Origin of the sequence: Rhizobium rosettiformans (assembly GCF_016806065.1) — a bacterium.
GTDB lineage: Bacteria > Pseudomonadota > Alphaproteobacteria > Rhizobiales > Rhizobiaceae > Allorhizobium.
The window spans coordinates 873,377-887,136 of record NZ_CP032405.1; the positions used below are offsets into that span (position 1 = coordinate 873,377).

General features: G+C 62.5%; 12 protein-coding genes. 5 read left to right on the forward strand and 7 right to left on the reverse strand.

All coding sequences use genetic code 11. The features are described 5' to 3' along the window. The first annotated feature begins 33 nt into the window (after positions 1-33). A complete protein-coding gene (locus tag D4A92_RS04170; RefSeq protein WP_203018311.1) occupies positions 34-918 on the forward strand; it encodes a methyltransferase domain-containing protein in 885 nt (294 codons plus the stop codon). Positions 919-927: 9 nt separating this feature from the next. On the opposite strand, the gene D4A92_RS04175 is transcribed toward D4A92_RS04170, so the two are convergent. The 6 genes from D4A92_RS04175 to D4A92_RS04200 form a co-directional block, all read right to left on the reverse strand. After that, positions 928-1,101, reverse strand: coding sequence for a Flp family type IVb pilin (locus D4A92_RS04175; protein WP_203018313.1), 174 nt, complete (start codon positions 1,099-1,101; stop codon positions 928-930). A 56-nt stretch (positions 1,102-1,157) separates the two neighbouring features. After that, a complete protein-coding gene (locus tag D4A92_RS04180) occupies positions 1,158-1,478 on the reverse strand; it encodes a hypothetical protein (RefSeq protein ID WP_203018314.1) in 321 nt (106 codons plus the stop codon). Positions 1,479-1,576: 98 nt separating this feature from the next. After that, positions 1,577-1,990 (reverse strand): 8-oxo-dGTP diphosphatase MutT, encoded by a 414-nt coding sequence (mutT, locus tag D4A92_RS04185; protein WP_006728747.1) that lies wholly within the window; start codon positions 1,988-1,990, stop codon positions 1,577-1,579. After that, complete coding sequence (locus D4A92_RS04190; protein ID WP_203018315.1) at positions 1,987-2,790, reverse strand: GNAT family N-acetyltransferase; 804 nt, start codon at positions 2,788-2,790, stop codon at positions 1,987-1,989. Before D4A92_RS04190 ends, mutT begins: the two co-directional genes overlap by 4 nt. Further along, on the reverse strand, positions 2,771-4,012 hold the full coding sequence (gene argJ, locus D4A92_RS04195; protein WP_203018316.1) for a bifunctional glutamate N-acetyltransferase/amino-acid acetyltransferase ArgJ: 1,242 nt from the start codon (positions 4,010-4,012) through the stop codon (positions 2,771-2,773). The genes D4A92_RS04190 and argJ overlap by 20 nt, the downstream gene beginning before the upstream one ends. Before the next feature lie 66 nt (positions 4,013-4,078). After that, complete coding sequence (locus tag D4A92_RS04200) at positions 4,079-4,930, reverse strand: peptidylprolyl isomerase (protein WP_006728750.1); 852 nt, start codon at positions 4,928-4,930, stop codon at positions 4,079-4,081. Positions 4,931-5,175: 245 nt separating this feature from the next. Here D4A92_RS04200 and secA point away from each other — a divergent pair, with 245 nt between their 5' ends. From secA to D4A92_RS04220, 4 genes are all read left to right on the forward strand, one after another. Then, positions 5,176-7,872 (forward strand): preprotein translocase subunit SecA, encoded by a 2,697-nt coding sequence (secA, locus tag D4A92_RS04205; RefSeq protein ID WP_203018317.1) that lies wholly within the window; start codon positions 5,176-5,178, stop codon positions 7,870-7,872. A gap of 100 nt (positions 7,873-7,972) precedes the next feature. After that, positions 7,973-9,178, forward strand: coding sequence for an acyltransferase family protein (locus D4A92_RS04210; RefSeq protein WP_203018318.1), 1,206 nt, complete (start codon positions 7,973-7,975; stop codon positions 9,176-9,178). A gap of 62 nt (positions 9,179-9,240) precedes the next feature. Beyond that, complete coding sequence (locus tag D4A92_RS04215; RefSeq protein WP_203018319.1) at positions 9,241-10,635, forward strand: lipopolysaccharide biosynthesis protein; 1,395 nt, start codon at positions 9,241-9,243, stop codon at positions 10,633-10,635. Further along, positions 10,632-11,903, forward strand: a complete 1,272-nt coding sequence (locus D4A92_RS04220; protein ID WP_203018320.1) for a GNAT family N-acetyltransferase — start codon at positions 10,632-10,634, stop codon at positions 11,901-11,903. The genes D4A92_RS04215 and D4A92_RS04220 overlap by 4 nt, the downstream gene beginning before the upstream one ends. 33 nt (positions 11,904-11,936) lie before the next feature. Here the strand turns inward: D4A92_RS04220 and D4A92_RS04225 are convergent, their stop codons facing one another. Beyond that, positions 11,937-13,571 carry an AMP-binding protein gene (locus D4A92_RS04225; RefSeq protein ID WP_203018322.1) on the reverse strand — a complete coding sequence of 545 codons (1,635 nt, stop codon included), beginning with the start codon at positions 13,569-13,571 and terminating at the stop codon, positions 11,937-11,939. Positions 13,572-13,760 lie beyond the last annotated feature (189 nt).

Below are 13,760 nucleotides of genomic sequence, written 5' to 3' on the forward strand. Positions count from 1 at the left end.
GCCGGAATAAGGCAGCAATCCAGGATTCCCGCCATGAACGCGCTTTTCGACGAAGCCCTGATCGCCCGCAACCGTGCGCGTGCGCTGGCCCGCAACGCAGCCGGCAGCGATTTCCTGCTGGAGCTGACCGCCCGCGAACTCGCCGACCGCTTGGCCATCGTCCAGCGCAGCTTCGACGATGCCGTAGAACTCTTCGGCGGAACCGGGCTCACCGCCAGGGCTGCGCTCGCGACCGGCAAGATCGGTACGCTGCGGCGGATCGAAACCGATGCGAATTTCGGTGATGCCGAAAACCCGGTCGCCGTCTCCGGTTACGAAAGCGTGCCACTCGAACCGCAATCGGTAAACCTCATTCTCTCGCCGCTCTCGCTGCATCTGACCAATGACACGCCCGGCATGCTGATCCAGATGCGCCGTGCGCTGAAACCCGACGGCCTGCTGCTTGCTGCCATCCCTGGTTCAGGAACGCTTTCCGAATTGCGCGAGGTTCTACTGGCAGCCGAAACGGAGATCTATAGAGGTGCAAGCCCCCGCGTCATCCCCTTCGCCGACATCAGGGACATTGGCTCGCTCTTGCAGCGCGCGGGGTTTGCCCTTCCCGTCGTCGACGAGGAAAGCTTCACCGTCCGCTATGATCACATCTTCGCGCTGATGCGGGATCTCAAGGCCATGGGCATGGCAAATCCACTGCTGGGACGCAGCCGTCGCCCCGTCTCCCGCAGGTTTTTCCTCCGGGCAGCGGAACTCTATGCCGAACGCTTCGCTGATCCGGATGGCCGCATCCGCGCCACCTTCTCGATCGTCTTCCTGTCGGGATGGGCCCCGCATGAGAGCCAGCAGAAACCGCTGAAGCCCGGTTCTGCAAAGATGCGCCTCGCCGACGCACTTGATCCAGTGCGACGCCCCGACCAGCCCTGACCGCAATTGTCAGTTATTGGCTTCGGTGATGTGGGTTTCCACAGTGTTGAACGTGCTGAGCAGCGAGCCCGTGAACGCGCTGTAACCGGAAAGCAGCGCGACGCTGATAATCGCGGCGATCAGACCGTATTCGACGGCGGTCGCGCCACGAAGGTCAGACATCAACTGGCGTAAAAGACGCATTCTCGCTCCTGACAGTCTGGATCCGAGATGGTTGCCCCCGCCCCGGCCAATGGGAATTAGCAGCCCGGGCCGGGGCCGTAGCCGTCGATGATGCAGACGGAACCGGGTGTCTTCTGAAGCACGCTGCGGCGGATCGTATACCGTTTGCCGCTCTCGTCCCTCGGGATCGACCCCGTAGTGATCATGTCGAATTCGTCAGGCTGGAAAGCCAGCGTCTTGCGGTCGGTCTTGGAGGCGAGCATGGGCGTCAAGACGAGCGAAAGGGCGATCGCAGCCGTGCCGAACAGCAAGGCGATATTCAAGATCCCGGTCCTGCCCGTTTTGACCGAAGACCGCTCTCGGGACCGTGCGGCCTTCCAGAAATCCTCGTTTACCATATTACGCTCCACACACGTATCCGACGCATGAACAGAGCGTATATTGCGGTCAGGGTTATAAACTTTTGATTAACGACGTGGCTTAAATCAGACGTTTCTCAGAGAAGATCCTGGAGAACCGGAATGAGCGGCTCGTCCGCCGGCGGCATCGGATACTCACGAAGCGCCTTGGCCTTGACCCACTTGATCGCCTGCCCTTCCCGCCCCTGCGGAATGCCCTCGTAGCGGCGGCAGATATAGAGCGGCATCAACAGGTGAAACGTCTCGTAGGTGTGGCTCGCAAAGGTGAGCGGTGCAAGGCAGGCCACCTTGGTCTTGATCCCGAGCTCTTCCTCGAGTTCTCGCACCAGGGTCTCCTCCGGCGTTTCCCCGGCCTCGACCTTGCCGCCTGGAAATTCCCAGAGGCCCGCCAGAGACTTTCCCTCGGGACGCTGGGCAAGCAGGATGCGATTGTCGGTATCGACGAGTGCACAGGCCGCGACCAGCAGGATGGGCTTCTTCACATCGCTCATGCGGAAGCCTTCCGCCAATAGGCATAGCGATAGGCCTCCTCGAAGCCCATCTTCGTGTAGAGCGCCATCGCTTCCGTGTTGTCGGCAACCACCTGCAACCAGGCGGTGCGGGCGCCGCGCATCCGGGCCCAGCGCAGCGCCGAACTCAGGATCTCGATGCCGAGCCCCTGTCGACGGTGATCGGGACGGACAGCGAGCGACATGATGCCTGCAAGATCATTGTCCTGCACGCAGAGAGCTGCTGCCAGCGGCCCCTTGACGGAGGCCTCGATGACGAAGAGGCCAGACGCCGGCTTGATGTTTCCGAGGATCTCCGCCAGCGCCGCCTTCAAACCCGGATCGCTGCCATGCACCACGATATCGGCATCGACATAACGACCGACATCCTGGGTCGGCAGATGGTCCAGCGTATCGGGAAAAGTCATGCGCCCGAGATCGGCCGTCATGGTGACGACCTCCTCGAAGCATTCCCAGCCATTAGAGGCCAGAAAGTCGATCAGAGGCTTCGGCGAAAGAGGGGTCTGCCGCACCAGAAGCGGTCGCCCATGCGCCTCGAAACGCTTGCCCGCCTTTTCGATCCGCAGCGCGATGTCGCGGCTATCGGAGGGATCGAGCGGCACGACGCAATTCAACCGCTTGCCGGGATGTCCCCCGGTCAGACGCACCTGCCAGCTTCCGTCGTACACCACGCTGCTTGCCGGCCAGGCCCTGAAACCGACCGCTTCGAGGCGCCGAACGAGCGGCAGATTGGGATCACTTACCATTGCATGCATTCGGGCATCAGCTCCGATAATCGCCATTGATGGCGACATATTCCTTTGTCAGATCACAGGTCCAGACCGTCGCCGTGCCCGACCCGAGACCGATGTCGACGGTCACGGGGATATCCTCGCGCTCCATCACGGCGGTGGTCGCCTCTTCCGAATAGGCCGGATCGCGCTCGCCATTCACGGCTACGCGCACATCGCCGAACCAGATTGCCAGCCGATCGCGATCGGCCATCTCGCCGGACTTGCCGACAGCCATGACGATACGGCCCCAATTGGCATCTTCGCCGGCAACGGCAGTCTTCACCAGCGGCGAATTGGCGATCGACATCGCGATCTTCTTCGCTGCGAGATCGTTTTCGGCACCCTTGACGGTGATCTCCACCATCTTGCGCGCACCTTCACCGTCGCGCACGACCTGCAGCGCCAGATCCTTGAGCAGATCGTTCAGCGCCGCCCGGAAGTCGCAGAGACGGGCATCATCTGCCCCCTCGATCTTCGCCTGGCCATCGGCCGATGCGGCACCGGTCGCGAACAGCATCAGCGTATCCGAGGTCGATGTATCGCTGTCCACGGTGATGGAATTGAAGCTCGGCTCGACGCCTTCAGACAGAAGCCCCTGAAGGGCTACGGGCGCGATATCCGCATCCGTGACCACGAAGGAGAGCATGGTCGCCATGTCAGGCGCGATCATGCCGGCACCCTTGGCAATGCCGTTGATGGTGACGGTCACGCCATCGATCACAGCGCTGCGCGTCGCGACCTTCGGATAGGTATCCGTGGTCATGATAGCCTTGGCTGCCTCGAACCAGAAGTCACCGGTTGCATCTTTCGCCATCTGGTCGAGCACGCCGGAGAACTTGGTCGCATCCAGCGGTTCGCCGATGACACCCGTCGAGGCGAGATAGATCTCGTTCTCCCCGCAGCCCAGCGCCGCCGCTGCCGATTTCGCCGTAAGCTCGGTCGCGGCCCTCCCCTTCACGCCGGTAAAGGCATTGGCATTACCCGAATTGACGACGACGCCGCGCGCCACGCCATGCGCCAGATTCTGCCGGCAGAAATCGACCGGGGCCGATGGGCACTTCGACTTGGTGAAGACACCCGCCACCGAAGCCGGCTCATCAAAGGCCACCAACAGCACATCGGTGCGGTTCTTGTACTTGATGCCCGCAGCCGCGGTCGCCATCCGCACACCGCGGATCTGGGGCATTTCGGCATAGGTTTTCGGAGCGAGGGGAGAAATGCTGGAAGACATGGCGCGGCCCGTAATGGAAGGCCCGCAAACTGCGGGCCTTGGAACAAACAACGATTGGGGAAGAGCTTACTGCTGCTCTGCCTTGTTGGCTTCTTCGTAGCCCTTGCGCAGGGCTTCGTCGACGATCTCGATCGTCTGCTCGGTCTTCGCCTTTTCGATCAGCTCGAGATACTTGTCGCGCATCACGAGCTGGCGAACCTGCTGCTCGACGGCTTCGAAGGCCGGCGGCGGAGCATCACGCTTGTCTTCGACAAGGATAACGTGGAAGCCGAACTGGGTCTGAACCGGGGTCTTCGTGTAGGTGCCCTTTTCGAGCGCGAAAGCCACCTCTTCAAACTCGGGGACCATGCGGCCCTTCGTGAAATAGCCGAGGTCGCCACCTTCCGTTTTGTTCGGGTCGGTCGACTTTTCCTTGGCGATTTCGATGAAGTCCTTGCCGGCATCGAGATCGGTGATGATCTGCTTCGCCTCTTCCTCGGTCTTCACCAGGATGTGGCGGGCGCGCACTTCTTCCTGCTTCGGAAGCGCTGCAACCTCCTGGTCGTAGCGCGCCTTCACTTCGTCTTCGGTCACGGCATCAACGACGTTCTTCTTGAAGAAAGCGTTGTGCAGTTCGCGCTCGGCGATAAAGGCCATGCGGCGCTTGTATTCCGGATCGTCCTGCAGACCTTCCGCCGTCGCGTTTGCCGCGAGCAGCTTGACGTCGATGGCGCCGGAAAGGGCTGCGACCTTCTTCTGCTCGTCGGGAAGCTGCGACAGCTGCGGATCGAGGTTGGCGACCGCCAGGTCGAGTTCGGACTGGGTGATCTCGAGATCGCCGACCTTTGCGACGACAGTGGCGTCCTGAGCGAAAGCCGCACCGGTGAGGGCCGAGAGGGAAACGCAGGCGGCAAGCACGATTTTATTGAGGCGAAGCATGAAAGACCTTTCGGATGGTGAACCGTTTCAAGACCGTTCGAATCGGGCAAAATATTGTCAGATGCCCGGCGACCGAGGGGATTTGGTACCAGCCTGCGCCGTTGACATCATTCGACCCCCCTCTTATCTGTCACGCAACCTCGCGTCCAGAGTAGTTTCAGGACGCCTTGTGCCTATTCGTCCACGCTAATGGTGGTCTGAAGGGTACGTCAACGATATGACGAAGGTCAGAAAGGACCATCGATATGGTCAGTCTTGGTGGACTTGCGCGCAAAATCTTTGGCTCGTCGAACGAGCGCCGCGTGAAATCCTATAACCCTCGAGTAGCTCAGATCGCAGCCCTCGAGGAGAAGGTTAAGGCGCTGACCGACGAACAGCTCGCCGCCAAGACCGGCGAGTTCCGGGCAGAACTGGCCGCCGGCAAGACACTGGACGATATCCTGGTACCCGCCTTTGCCGTCGCCCGCGAAGGTGCCCGCCGTGCACTCGGCATGCGTCCCTTCGACGTTCAGCTGATCGGCGGCATGATCCTCAACGACAATTCCATTGCCGAAATGAAGACCGGCGAAGGCAAGACGCTGGTTGCGACGCTCGCCGTCTATCTGAACGCACTCGCCGGCAAGGGCGTGCATGTCGTGACCGTCAACGACTACCTCGCTCGCCGTGACGCAGCCACCATGGCGAAGATGTACAGCTTCCTCGGCATGACCACAGGCGTCATCGTCCACGGCATGTCCGACGACGAGCGCCGTGCGGCCTATGCCTGCGACATCACCTATGCGACGAATAACGAGCTCGGCTTCGACTATCTGCGCGACAACATGAAGTATGAGCGCGGCCAGATGGTGCAGCGCGGCCACAACTTCGCGATCGTCGACGAAGTGGACTCGATCCTCGTCGACGAAGCCCGCACGCCTCTGATCATTTCCGGCCCGCTCGACGACCGCTCGGACCTTTACAACACGATCGACGCCTTCATCCCGATGCTGTCGGAGGAAGACTACGAGATCGACGAGAAGCAGCGCGCGGCCAACTTCTCGGAAGTCGGCACCGAAAAGCTCGAAAACCTGCTGCGTGAAGCAGGTCTCCTGAAGGGCGAGAGCCTCTACGACGTCGAAAACGTCGCGATCGTTCACCACATCAACAACGCGCTGAAGGCCCACAAGCTCTTCCAGCGCGACAAGGACTACATCGTCCGCAACGGCGAAATCGTCATCATCGATGAGTTCACCGGCCGCATGATGCCGGGCCGCCGTTACTCGGAAGGCCAGCACCAGGCGCTCGAAGCCAAGGAAAAGGTGCAGATCCAGCCCGAGAACCAGACGCTCGCCTCGATCACCTTCCAGAACTATTTCCGCATGTACAAGAAGCTCGCCGGCATGACCGGTACGGCAGCAACGGAAGCGGAAGAGTTCTCCAACATCTACGGTCTCGACGTCTTGGAAGTCCCGACCAACCTGCCGATCAAGCGTATCGACGAGGATGACGAGGTCTACCGGACCGTCGAGGAAAAGTTCAAGGCAATCATTGAAGAGATCAAGGCCGCGAACGAGCGCAACCAGCCGGTTCTCGTCGGCACCACCTCGATCGAAAAGTCCGAACTGCTCGCCAACATGCTGAGCCAGTCCGGTTTCAAGGACTTCAAGGTTCTGAACGCCCGCTATCACGAGCAGGAAGCCTATATCGTCTCGCAGGCCGGCGTCCCCGGTGCCGTCACGATCGCCACCAACATGGCCGGCCGCGGTACCGACATCCAGCTCGGCGGCAACCTCGACATGCGCCTCGACCACGAACTGGCCGACATGGAGCCGGGTGCGGAGCGCGACGCCAGGGCCGAAGCCATCAAGGCAGAAATCGCCGCCCTCAAGCAGAAGGCGTTGGAAGCCGGCGGCCTCTACGTCATCGCCACCGAGCGCCATGAAAGCCGCCGTATCGACAACCAGCTGCGCGGCCGTTCCGGCCGCCAGGGCGACCCGGGCCGCTCGAAGTTCTACCTGTCGCTCCAGGACGACCTGATGCGCATCTTCGGCTCCGACCGCATGGACAGCATGCTGCAGAAGCTCGGCCTGAAGGATGGTGAAGCGATCGTCCATCCCTGGATCAACAAAGCGCTCGAACGCGCGCAGAAGAAGGTCGAAGCCCGCAACTTCGACATCCGCAAGAACCTTCTGAAATATGACGACGTCATCAACGACCAGCGCAAGGTGATCTTCGAGCAGCGCATCGAGCTGATGGACGCGACCGATGTCTCCACGACTGTCACCGACATGCGCCATGAAGTCATTGAGACCATGGTTGCCATTCACGTCCCGCCGAACGCCTATGCCGAACAGTGGGATGTCGCCGGCCTCAAGCAGAAGGTCGCGACCACCCTCAACCTTGACCTGCCGATCGATGCCTGGGCCGCCGAGGAAGGCATTGCCGAGGACGACATCTACAACCGCATCATGGAAGCCGCCGACAAGGCCTATGCCGACAAGGCAGAGCGCTTCGGCGCCGAGCTGATGACCTATGTCGAACGCTCCGTCGTGCTGCAGACCATCGACAACCTGTGGCGCGAGCACATCGTCAATCTCGACCACCTGCGCTCGGTCGTCGGCTTCCGCGGCTACGCCCAGCGCGACCCGCTGCAGGAGTACAAGGCCGAAGCCTTCGAGCTCTTCCAGGCCCTGCTTGCCAACCTGCGCGATGCCGTGACAATGCAGATGTCGCGCGTCGAGCTGGTCCGCGATCCGCCGCCGGCGCCGACCCCGCCGCCGATGCAGGCCCACCACATCGACGCCACCACCGGCGAGGACGATGTCGGCGAAGGGTCGGCCGTTCCTGCCGGCGATCGCGATCCCCAGGATCCGAAGAGCTGGGGCACGGTCGGCCGCAACGAGCCCTGCCCCTGCGGCTCCGGCAAGAAGTACAAACACTGCCACGGCGCGCTCGAAGCGTGACCGTGACGGCTTGAGGCTTTCTCAACCTTTCGCTCTTAGCCTCTGAAAAAAGGGGAACCGCGCCAAACGGCCCGGTTCCCCTTTTCCTTTGGAGGGCTTGATGTCGGCTGTGACAGCGCGGGAGCACCAGTGGGATTGGCTGCGCGCCTTCCTGATGCTCCTCGGCATCCCCTACCACGCCGCCATGGCCTACAACGCCCGCGTCCTCTGGGACATTCAATCGCCCGAAAAGAGCGAGATCCTGACCTTCCTGAGCGGCGTGCTCGTCACCTTCCGCATGCCCGCCTTCTTCATCGTGGCCGGATACTTCGCGGCCATGATGCTGGAGAGACGCAAGCCCGCATCCTGGCTTCGCGGCCGGATCATCCGCCTCGGCATCCCCTTCCTTACCGGGCTGGTCCTGCTCGCCCCGATCCAGATTGCCGTGATCGACCTCGAAAGCGCGCTTCTCGGCAGAAGCTCTATGACCGTGGCGCTCGATCAGGTAGGCCGGGATCTCGTCCATCCCGGCGCCAACTGGATCATGCATCTCTGGTTCCTGCCGGCGCTCCTCGCCTATAGCGGGCTCTTGGTGCTGCTCATGGCCGGACGCCGTTTTGCACGATTGGATCACGTCATCGACCGCACCGAGGCGATCTGCCGGGCGCGCCCAAGGCTGGCGCTACTGTCTCTGGTCCTCGCGACGGCAGCATGGGAGATGATGATCCACCTCTCGCATCAGGACATGCTGGCGCGACCGGGTGCCCTTCCCTATCTCCTCGCCCACGGCATCGATCCCTATCTACGCTACCTGCCCTTCTTCCTGATCGGCGCCGTCCTCAGGCCATCGCCGGATATCCGCCAGGCCCTCGTCTGGACGAAGGGCTACGGCCTTCCGGCATTCGGCATCACCGCCGCGATCCTTGCCGCAGCACTGCGCGGGGCAGAAGCCGGCACTTCGGGCATCGCCTACAACGCGTTCGACGGCGTGGCTGCAATCCTCCTGAGCCTCATTCTCATCGGCATCGCCGAACGCTTCTCGAACCGACCGGATCCTCGCATCGACCGCATCGTCGATGCCTCCTTCAGTATCTACCTGCTGCACCATCCCATCATCTACGCGCTTGCGGCGCTCTTCATCCTGATGCAGTGGCCGCCGGTCGTGGAGTTCCTCCTGATCTGCCTCGCAACCTTCGCCTTGTCCTATGGCATCCACCGGCTGATCCGGCGCTCGCCCCTGGCGCTTTTCCTCTTCAACGGCGTGCGACCCGCCCTCAATCCGGGGAACACCGACCGGCCGGATAGGCGGCTGCCCACACTTCGTTAACCCTGATCTGTCATCACTGATCACTCTATTCCGACCCAGCGAGAAGTATTGCGTCCCTACCGATGACTGTTCTGGAAGCAGCGGAAAAATGGTTGCCCGCGGGCCCGCGTCTCGTGCGCGCGCTGCGTGCCGAAGACGATACGGCCCGCGCCCAGCGCATGGCCGCGATCGCCTTTGCCATCCGCATCGTCAGTGCCGCCATCGCTTTCATCTCGCAGATCATTCAGGCCCGCCTGATGGGCGAGTTCGAATACGGCATTTTCGTCTTCGTCTGGGTTCTCGTCGTTCTCGCCGGCAATTTCTCCTGCCTCGGCTTCCACACCGCCGTCATTCGCTTCCTGCCGCAATACGTCCAGGACAAGGCCGATGCAGAGATCCGCGGCTTGACCTCCACGGCACGCCTCTTTGCCATGACGAGCGCAAGTATCCTGGCCCTATCAGGCATCGCGGCCCTGCATCTCTTCGGCAACAGCATCGAGCACTATTACCTCGTCCCCCTCTTTCTCGCCGTCTTCGCCCTGCCGATGATCGCACTTGGCGACGTGCTCGACGGCACCGCCCGGGCCAATCGCTGGGCCGTGCTCGGCTTGAGCCCCACCTATATCGTCCGTCCGACCCTGATCCTGGCCATCATGCTTCTAGCCGTCAGCGGCGGTGCGCCCGCAACCGCGGTCACCGCCATGCAGGCCGCCCTTGTCGCAACCTATCTCACGACCCTCGGCCAGTTCCTGCTCGTCGACCGCCGCCTGTTGAACCGCTACGCGCGTGGCGATCGCAAGATCGATTTTGCCGGCTGGTTCAAGGTCGCCCTGCCGATCTTCTTCATCGAAGGCTTCGGCTTTCTCCTAACCAATTCCGATGTCATCGTCGTCGGCCTTTACCTGCCGCCGGACCAGGTCGCCGTCTACTTCGCCGCCGCCAAGACAATGGCGCTCATGCAATTCGTCTTCTTCGCCGTGAAAGCCGGCGCGACGCCGCGTTTCTCCAGCCTGATGGCCGAAGGTGACCGCCGCGGACTGAGCGGCTTTGCAGGCACGGCTGCGCGCTGGAGCTTCTGGCCCTCACTGGCCGTCGGCATCGTCGTCCTGATGCTTGGCGAGATGTTGCTCGGTCTCTTCGGCTCCGCCTTTACCGCCGGATACCTGCTGATGGTGATCCTCTTTGCCGGCAATATGGCGAAGGCCTTGGTCGGTCCGGCCGAAATGCTCCTGACCATGGCCGGGCGCCAGCAGCTCTGCGTCGCGGTCTATGCGGTGGCTCTCGCCTGCAATATCGGCCTCAACATCACACTGATCCCCGCCTGGGGCCTGGCCGGCGCGGCAACCGCGACCGCCACGGCCATGGCCGTCGAAGCCGTGCTCCTGCACATCGCGGTCCGCCGCGCACTCGGCATCGTAGTCTTCGCCTTTGCCGATCCGCATGCCCTGACGCCCCGCACGGAGGCCGTCCGCCCATGACCGACAGCATCTACAACGAGAGCATGAACAGCGGCGCCAACCGCCTGGTCGGCAGCCTTGCCGGTGCCCGCGTGAAGCCCGTGGCGGAAACGGAGGTCGCGACCGGCCGCGCCGGCCGCCGGCTGAGCATCTATCCGAGCCAGATGGGCTACGAGCTCCAGGACGAACTCGACTACCTGACCTACCGGGTCATGGAAGCCAATGTCTTCTTCGCTCCGCGCTTCCTCGCCCCGGCCATGCCGCGGCTCGAGGAGCGTCAGGTGCGTTTTGCCGTCATCCGTGACGAGGACGATCGCCGCTCGCGCCTGCGTCTCCTCTTTCCCTTCTCGATCGAAAAGCCCGGCTTCTCCGTCGGCCCATCCATCATTCGCGTCTGGGCCAATCCCTTCGGGCCGCTCGGCACGCCTCTGGTCGACGCCGAAGGGGCGGCGGAGACGATCGACAACATGTTCGATGCCCTTGTGACGCCGGACATGCGCCTTCCCAATGTGCTCGTCATTCCGGATCTGCGCCTTGAAGGACGCTTCACCCAGCTCGCCCGTGCCGTGGCGCTGGCCCGCGACCTGCCCCTGACCGTCACCAACGAATATCAACGGCCCATGCTGCAGAGCTATGTGGATGGCCCCGCCTATCTGCAGTCGACGCTCAGCAAGAGCCACCTGCGCGAAATGCGCCGCCAGGCGAAGCTGCTCTCAGCACAGGGAACGTTGAGCTACAGTGTCGCCCGCCAGCCGGAAGAGATCCGTCTGCGCATGGAAGAGTTTCTGGCGCTGGAAGCCAGCGGCTGGAAGGGACGCAAGCGCTCAGCCATGGTCAACGACCGACTGCGCGCGGCCTTCGCCCGCGAGGCCATCACCAATCTTGCCGAGGCCGATGCCGTGCGTATCCACACGCTCGACCTCGATGGTAGGGCGATCGCCTCCATGGTCGTCTTCATCATGGCCGGCGAGGCCTATACCTGGAAGACCGCCTATGACGAGCGCTATGCAAGGTTCTCGCCCGGCAAGCTGTTGATGGCGGATCTCACCGAATGGCATCTCGACGATGCCAACATCGAGCGCACCGACAGCTGTGCGGCCCCCGATCACCCGATCATGAGCCGCTTCTGGACGGAGCGCGAGGCCATGGGCACCCTGGTGATCGGCCTGAAACCCAATGTCGATCGTGACGTCCGCCAGGTCGGTGCACAGCTGCACATGTACCGCAACACGCGCAACATCGCCCGCATCCTGCGCGACAAGGTACTCAATCGCCGCTTCGGCGGCTGATCACCGCGACCGCAGCAAGCGATCCTTGCCCCGTCAGCTGGCCTTGGCGATCTCCTGATCCCGCAACAGCCGACGGATCACCTTGCCGCTGGTCGTCAGCGGAAGCTCGGTGACGAATTCCACCTCGCGCGGATATTCGTGCATCGACAACCGGTTCTTCACCCAGTCGCGGATCTCCGCCGACAATACCGCCTGCGCCGTGTATCCGTCCTGCAGCACGACGAAGGCCTTGACGATCTCGGTCCTCAGAGCATCCGGCTTGCCGATGACGGCTGCGAGCCGGACGGCCGGATGCCCGATCAGGCAGTCCTCGATTTCCGCCGGTCCGATTCGATAGCCAGACGAGGTGATCACATCATCGTCGCGGCCGAAAAACTGCACATAGCCCTCTTCGTCCTGCCGTCCGAGATCGCCCGTCTTCATCCAGTCGCCGATGAACTTATCCTCGGTCGCCTTGGGATTGTTCCAGTAGCCGAGGAACATCACCGGATCCGGTCGCTTGATCGCCACCTGCCCGGTTTGGCCGGCCGGCAATTCCCGCCCCTCGGCATCGATGATCGCCACCTCATGCCCCGGCACGGCCTTGCCGATGAAGCCGCCCTTGGAAACACCGAGATGCGCCGCCGAAGACAAGACGAAATTGCACTCCGTCTGGCCATAGAACTCGTTGGGCACGATGCCGAGGGCCGCCTTCACCCATTCATAGGTTTCCCGCCCTAGCGATTCGCCGGCCGACCCGATGCTGCGTAGCACGAGATCATAGGCCTCGCGGGGCTTGTCGACCGCCTTCAGGAGCCGGAGCGCCGTCGGCGGGATGAAGGCATTGCGCACCTTCATCTCGGCCATGATCCGGAAGGCCATATGCGGATCGAATTTCTGCGCCGGCGAGGAAACGACCGGCACCCCGAGCATCAGCGCCGGCAGAAGCGCATTGAGCAGACCACCGGCCCAGGCCCAGTCGGAGGGTGTCCAGATCTTGTCGTCAGGCTGCGGCAGATAGTCATGCGCCAGCTGGAAGCCGGGGATGTGACCGGCCAGGACGCGATGTCCGTGCAGCGCACCCTTGGGCGGCCCCGTCGTGCCCGAGGTGTAGATCATTAGTGCCGGCGTATCGGGTCCGGTGTCGACAATGTCGAACAGGCCGGACCGGCCCTCGATCATCGAACGGAAACCGATGACATTGGGACCGGAGCCATCGACCGAAATCACCGTCTGCAGCGCGGGCAGGCGCGCCTTGATGGCCTTCAGCCGCTGAAGGCCGAAGCTGTTGGTGACGATCACGCGGGCGCCGGCATCCCTGAGCCGGTATTCCAGCGCCTCTTCGCCAAAGAGCAGTGCAAGCGGCAGCGTAATCGCACCCATCTTGTAGATCGCGACATGCGCAATGACCGTTTCAAAGCATTGCGGCATGAGAAGCGCCACACGGTCACCCCTGATGACGCCAAGCTCGGTCAAGGCCTCGGCCAGTGCCGAGGACTGCGACGAGAGTTCGCCATAGGTCATCGAAAGATGCCGGCCATCGGGCGAGAAGTGCTGAAGGCACACGCGCTCGGGGTGCCTCGCCGCCCAATCGTCGGCGACCACGCGCCCGATGTTAAAATCGTTGGGAATTTTCCAGCGGAAGTCGCGGCGCAGGGCCTCGAAGGTCTCGCGCGGCTCAAGCAGCATGGCTGAGTGTCCCGATCGTCATGTTGTCAGTGCTAACATTCATCTCGCAAGTGCACAACAAGCGGCACACATTAGCGTGAACGACCGGCAAACGGGAGAAGGCGACAGGCTGGGCAATAGGCGAGGAACCGGCAAGAGGCGATGACATCAGCTCTCCAAAGGCAGAGCAACGCCCCTCCATGCGCGCGA

What these genes read in the sequence shown, in the direction of transcription:
- D4A92_RS04170 (WP_203018311.1), top strand. Translation starts at nt 34, where the DNA reads ATGAACGCGCTTTTCGACGAAGCCCTGATCGCCCGCAACCGTGCGCGT.
- D4A92_RS04175 (WP_203018313.1), bottom strand. Translation starts at nt 1,101, where the DNA reads ATGCGTCTTTTACGCCAGTTGATGTCTGACCTTCGTGGCGCGACCGCC.
- D4A92_RS04180 (WP_203018314.1), bottom strand. Translation starts at nt 1,478, where the DNA reads ATGGTAAACGAGGATTTCTGGAAGGCCGCACGGTCCCGAGAGCGGTCT.
- mutT (WP_006728747.1), bottom strand. Translation starts at nt 1,990, where the DNA reads ATGAGCGATGTGAAGAAGCCCATCCTGCTGGTCGCGGCCTGTGCACTC.
- D4A92_RS04190 (WP_203018315.1), bottom strand. Translation starts at nt 2,790, where the DNA reads ATGGCGATTATCGGAGCTGATGCCCGAATGCATGCAATGGTAAGTGAT.
- argJ (WP_203018316.1), bottom strand. Translation starts at nt 4,012, where the DNA reads ATGTCTTCCAGCATTTCTCCCCTCGCTCCGAAAACCTATGCCGAAATG.
- D4A92_RS04200 (WP_006728750.1), bottom strand. Translation starts at nt 4,930, where the DNA reads ATGCTTCGCCTCAATAAAATCGTGCTTGCCGCCTGCGTTTCCCTCTCG.
- secA (WP_203018317.1), top strand. Translation starts at nt 5,176, where the DNA reads ATGGTCAGTCTTGGTGGACTTGCGCGCAAAATCTTTGGCTCGTCGAAC.
- D4A92_RS04210 (WP_203018318.1), top strand. Translation starts at nt 7,973, where the DNA reads ATGTCGGCTGTGACAGCGCGGGAGCACCAGTGGGATTGGCTGCGCGCC.
- D4A92_RS04215 (WP_203018319.1), top strand. Translation starts at nt 9,241, where the DNA reads ATGACTGTTCTGGAAGCAGCGGAAAAATGGTTGCCCGCGGGCCCGCGT.
- D4A92_RS04220 (WP_203018320.1), top strand. Translation starts at nt 10,632, where the DNA reads ATGACCGACAGCATCTACAACGAGAGCATGAACAGCGGCGCCAACCGC.
- D4A92_RS04225 (WP_203018322.1), bottom strand. Translation starts at nt 13,571, where the DNA reads ATGCTGCTTGAGCCGCGCGAGACCTTCGAGGCCCTGCGCCGCGACTTC.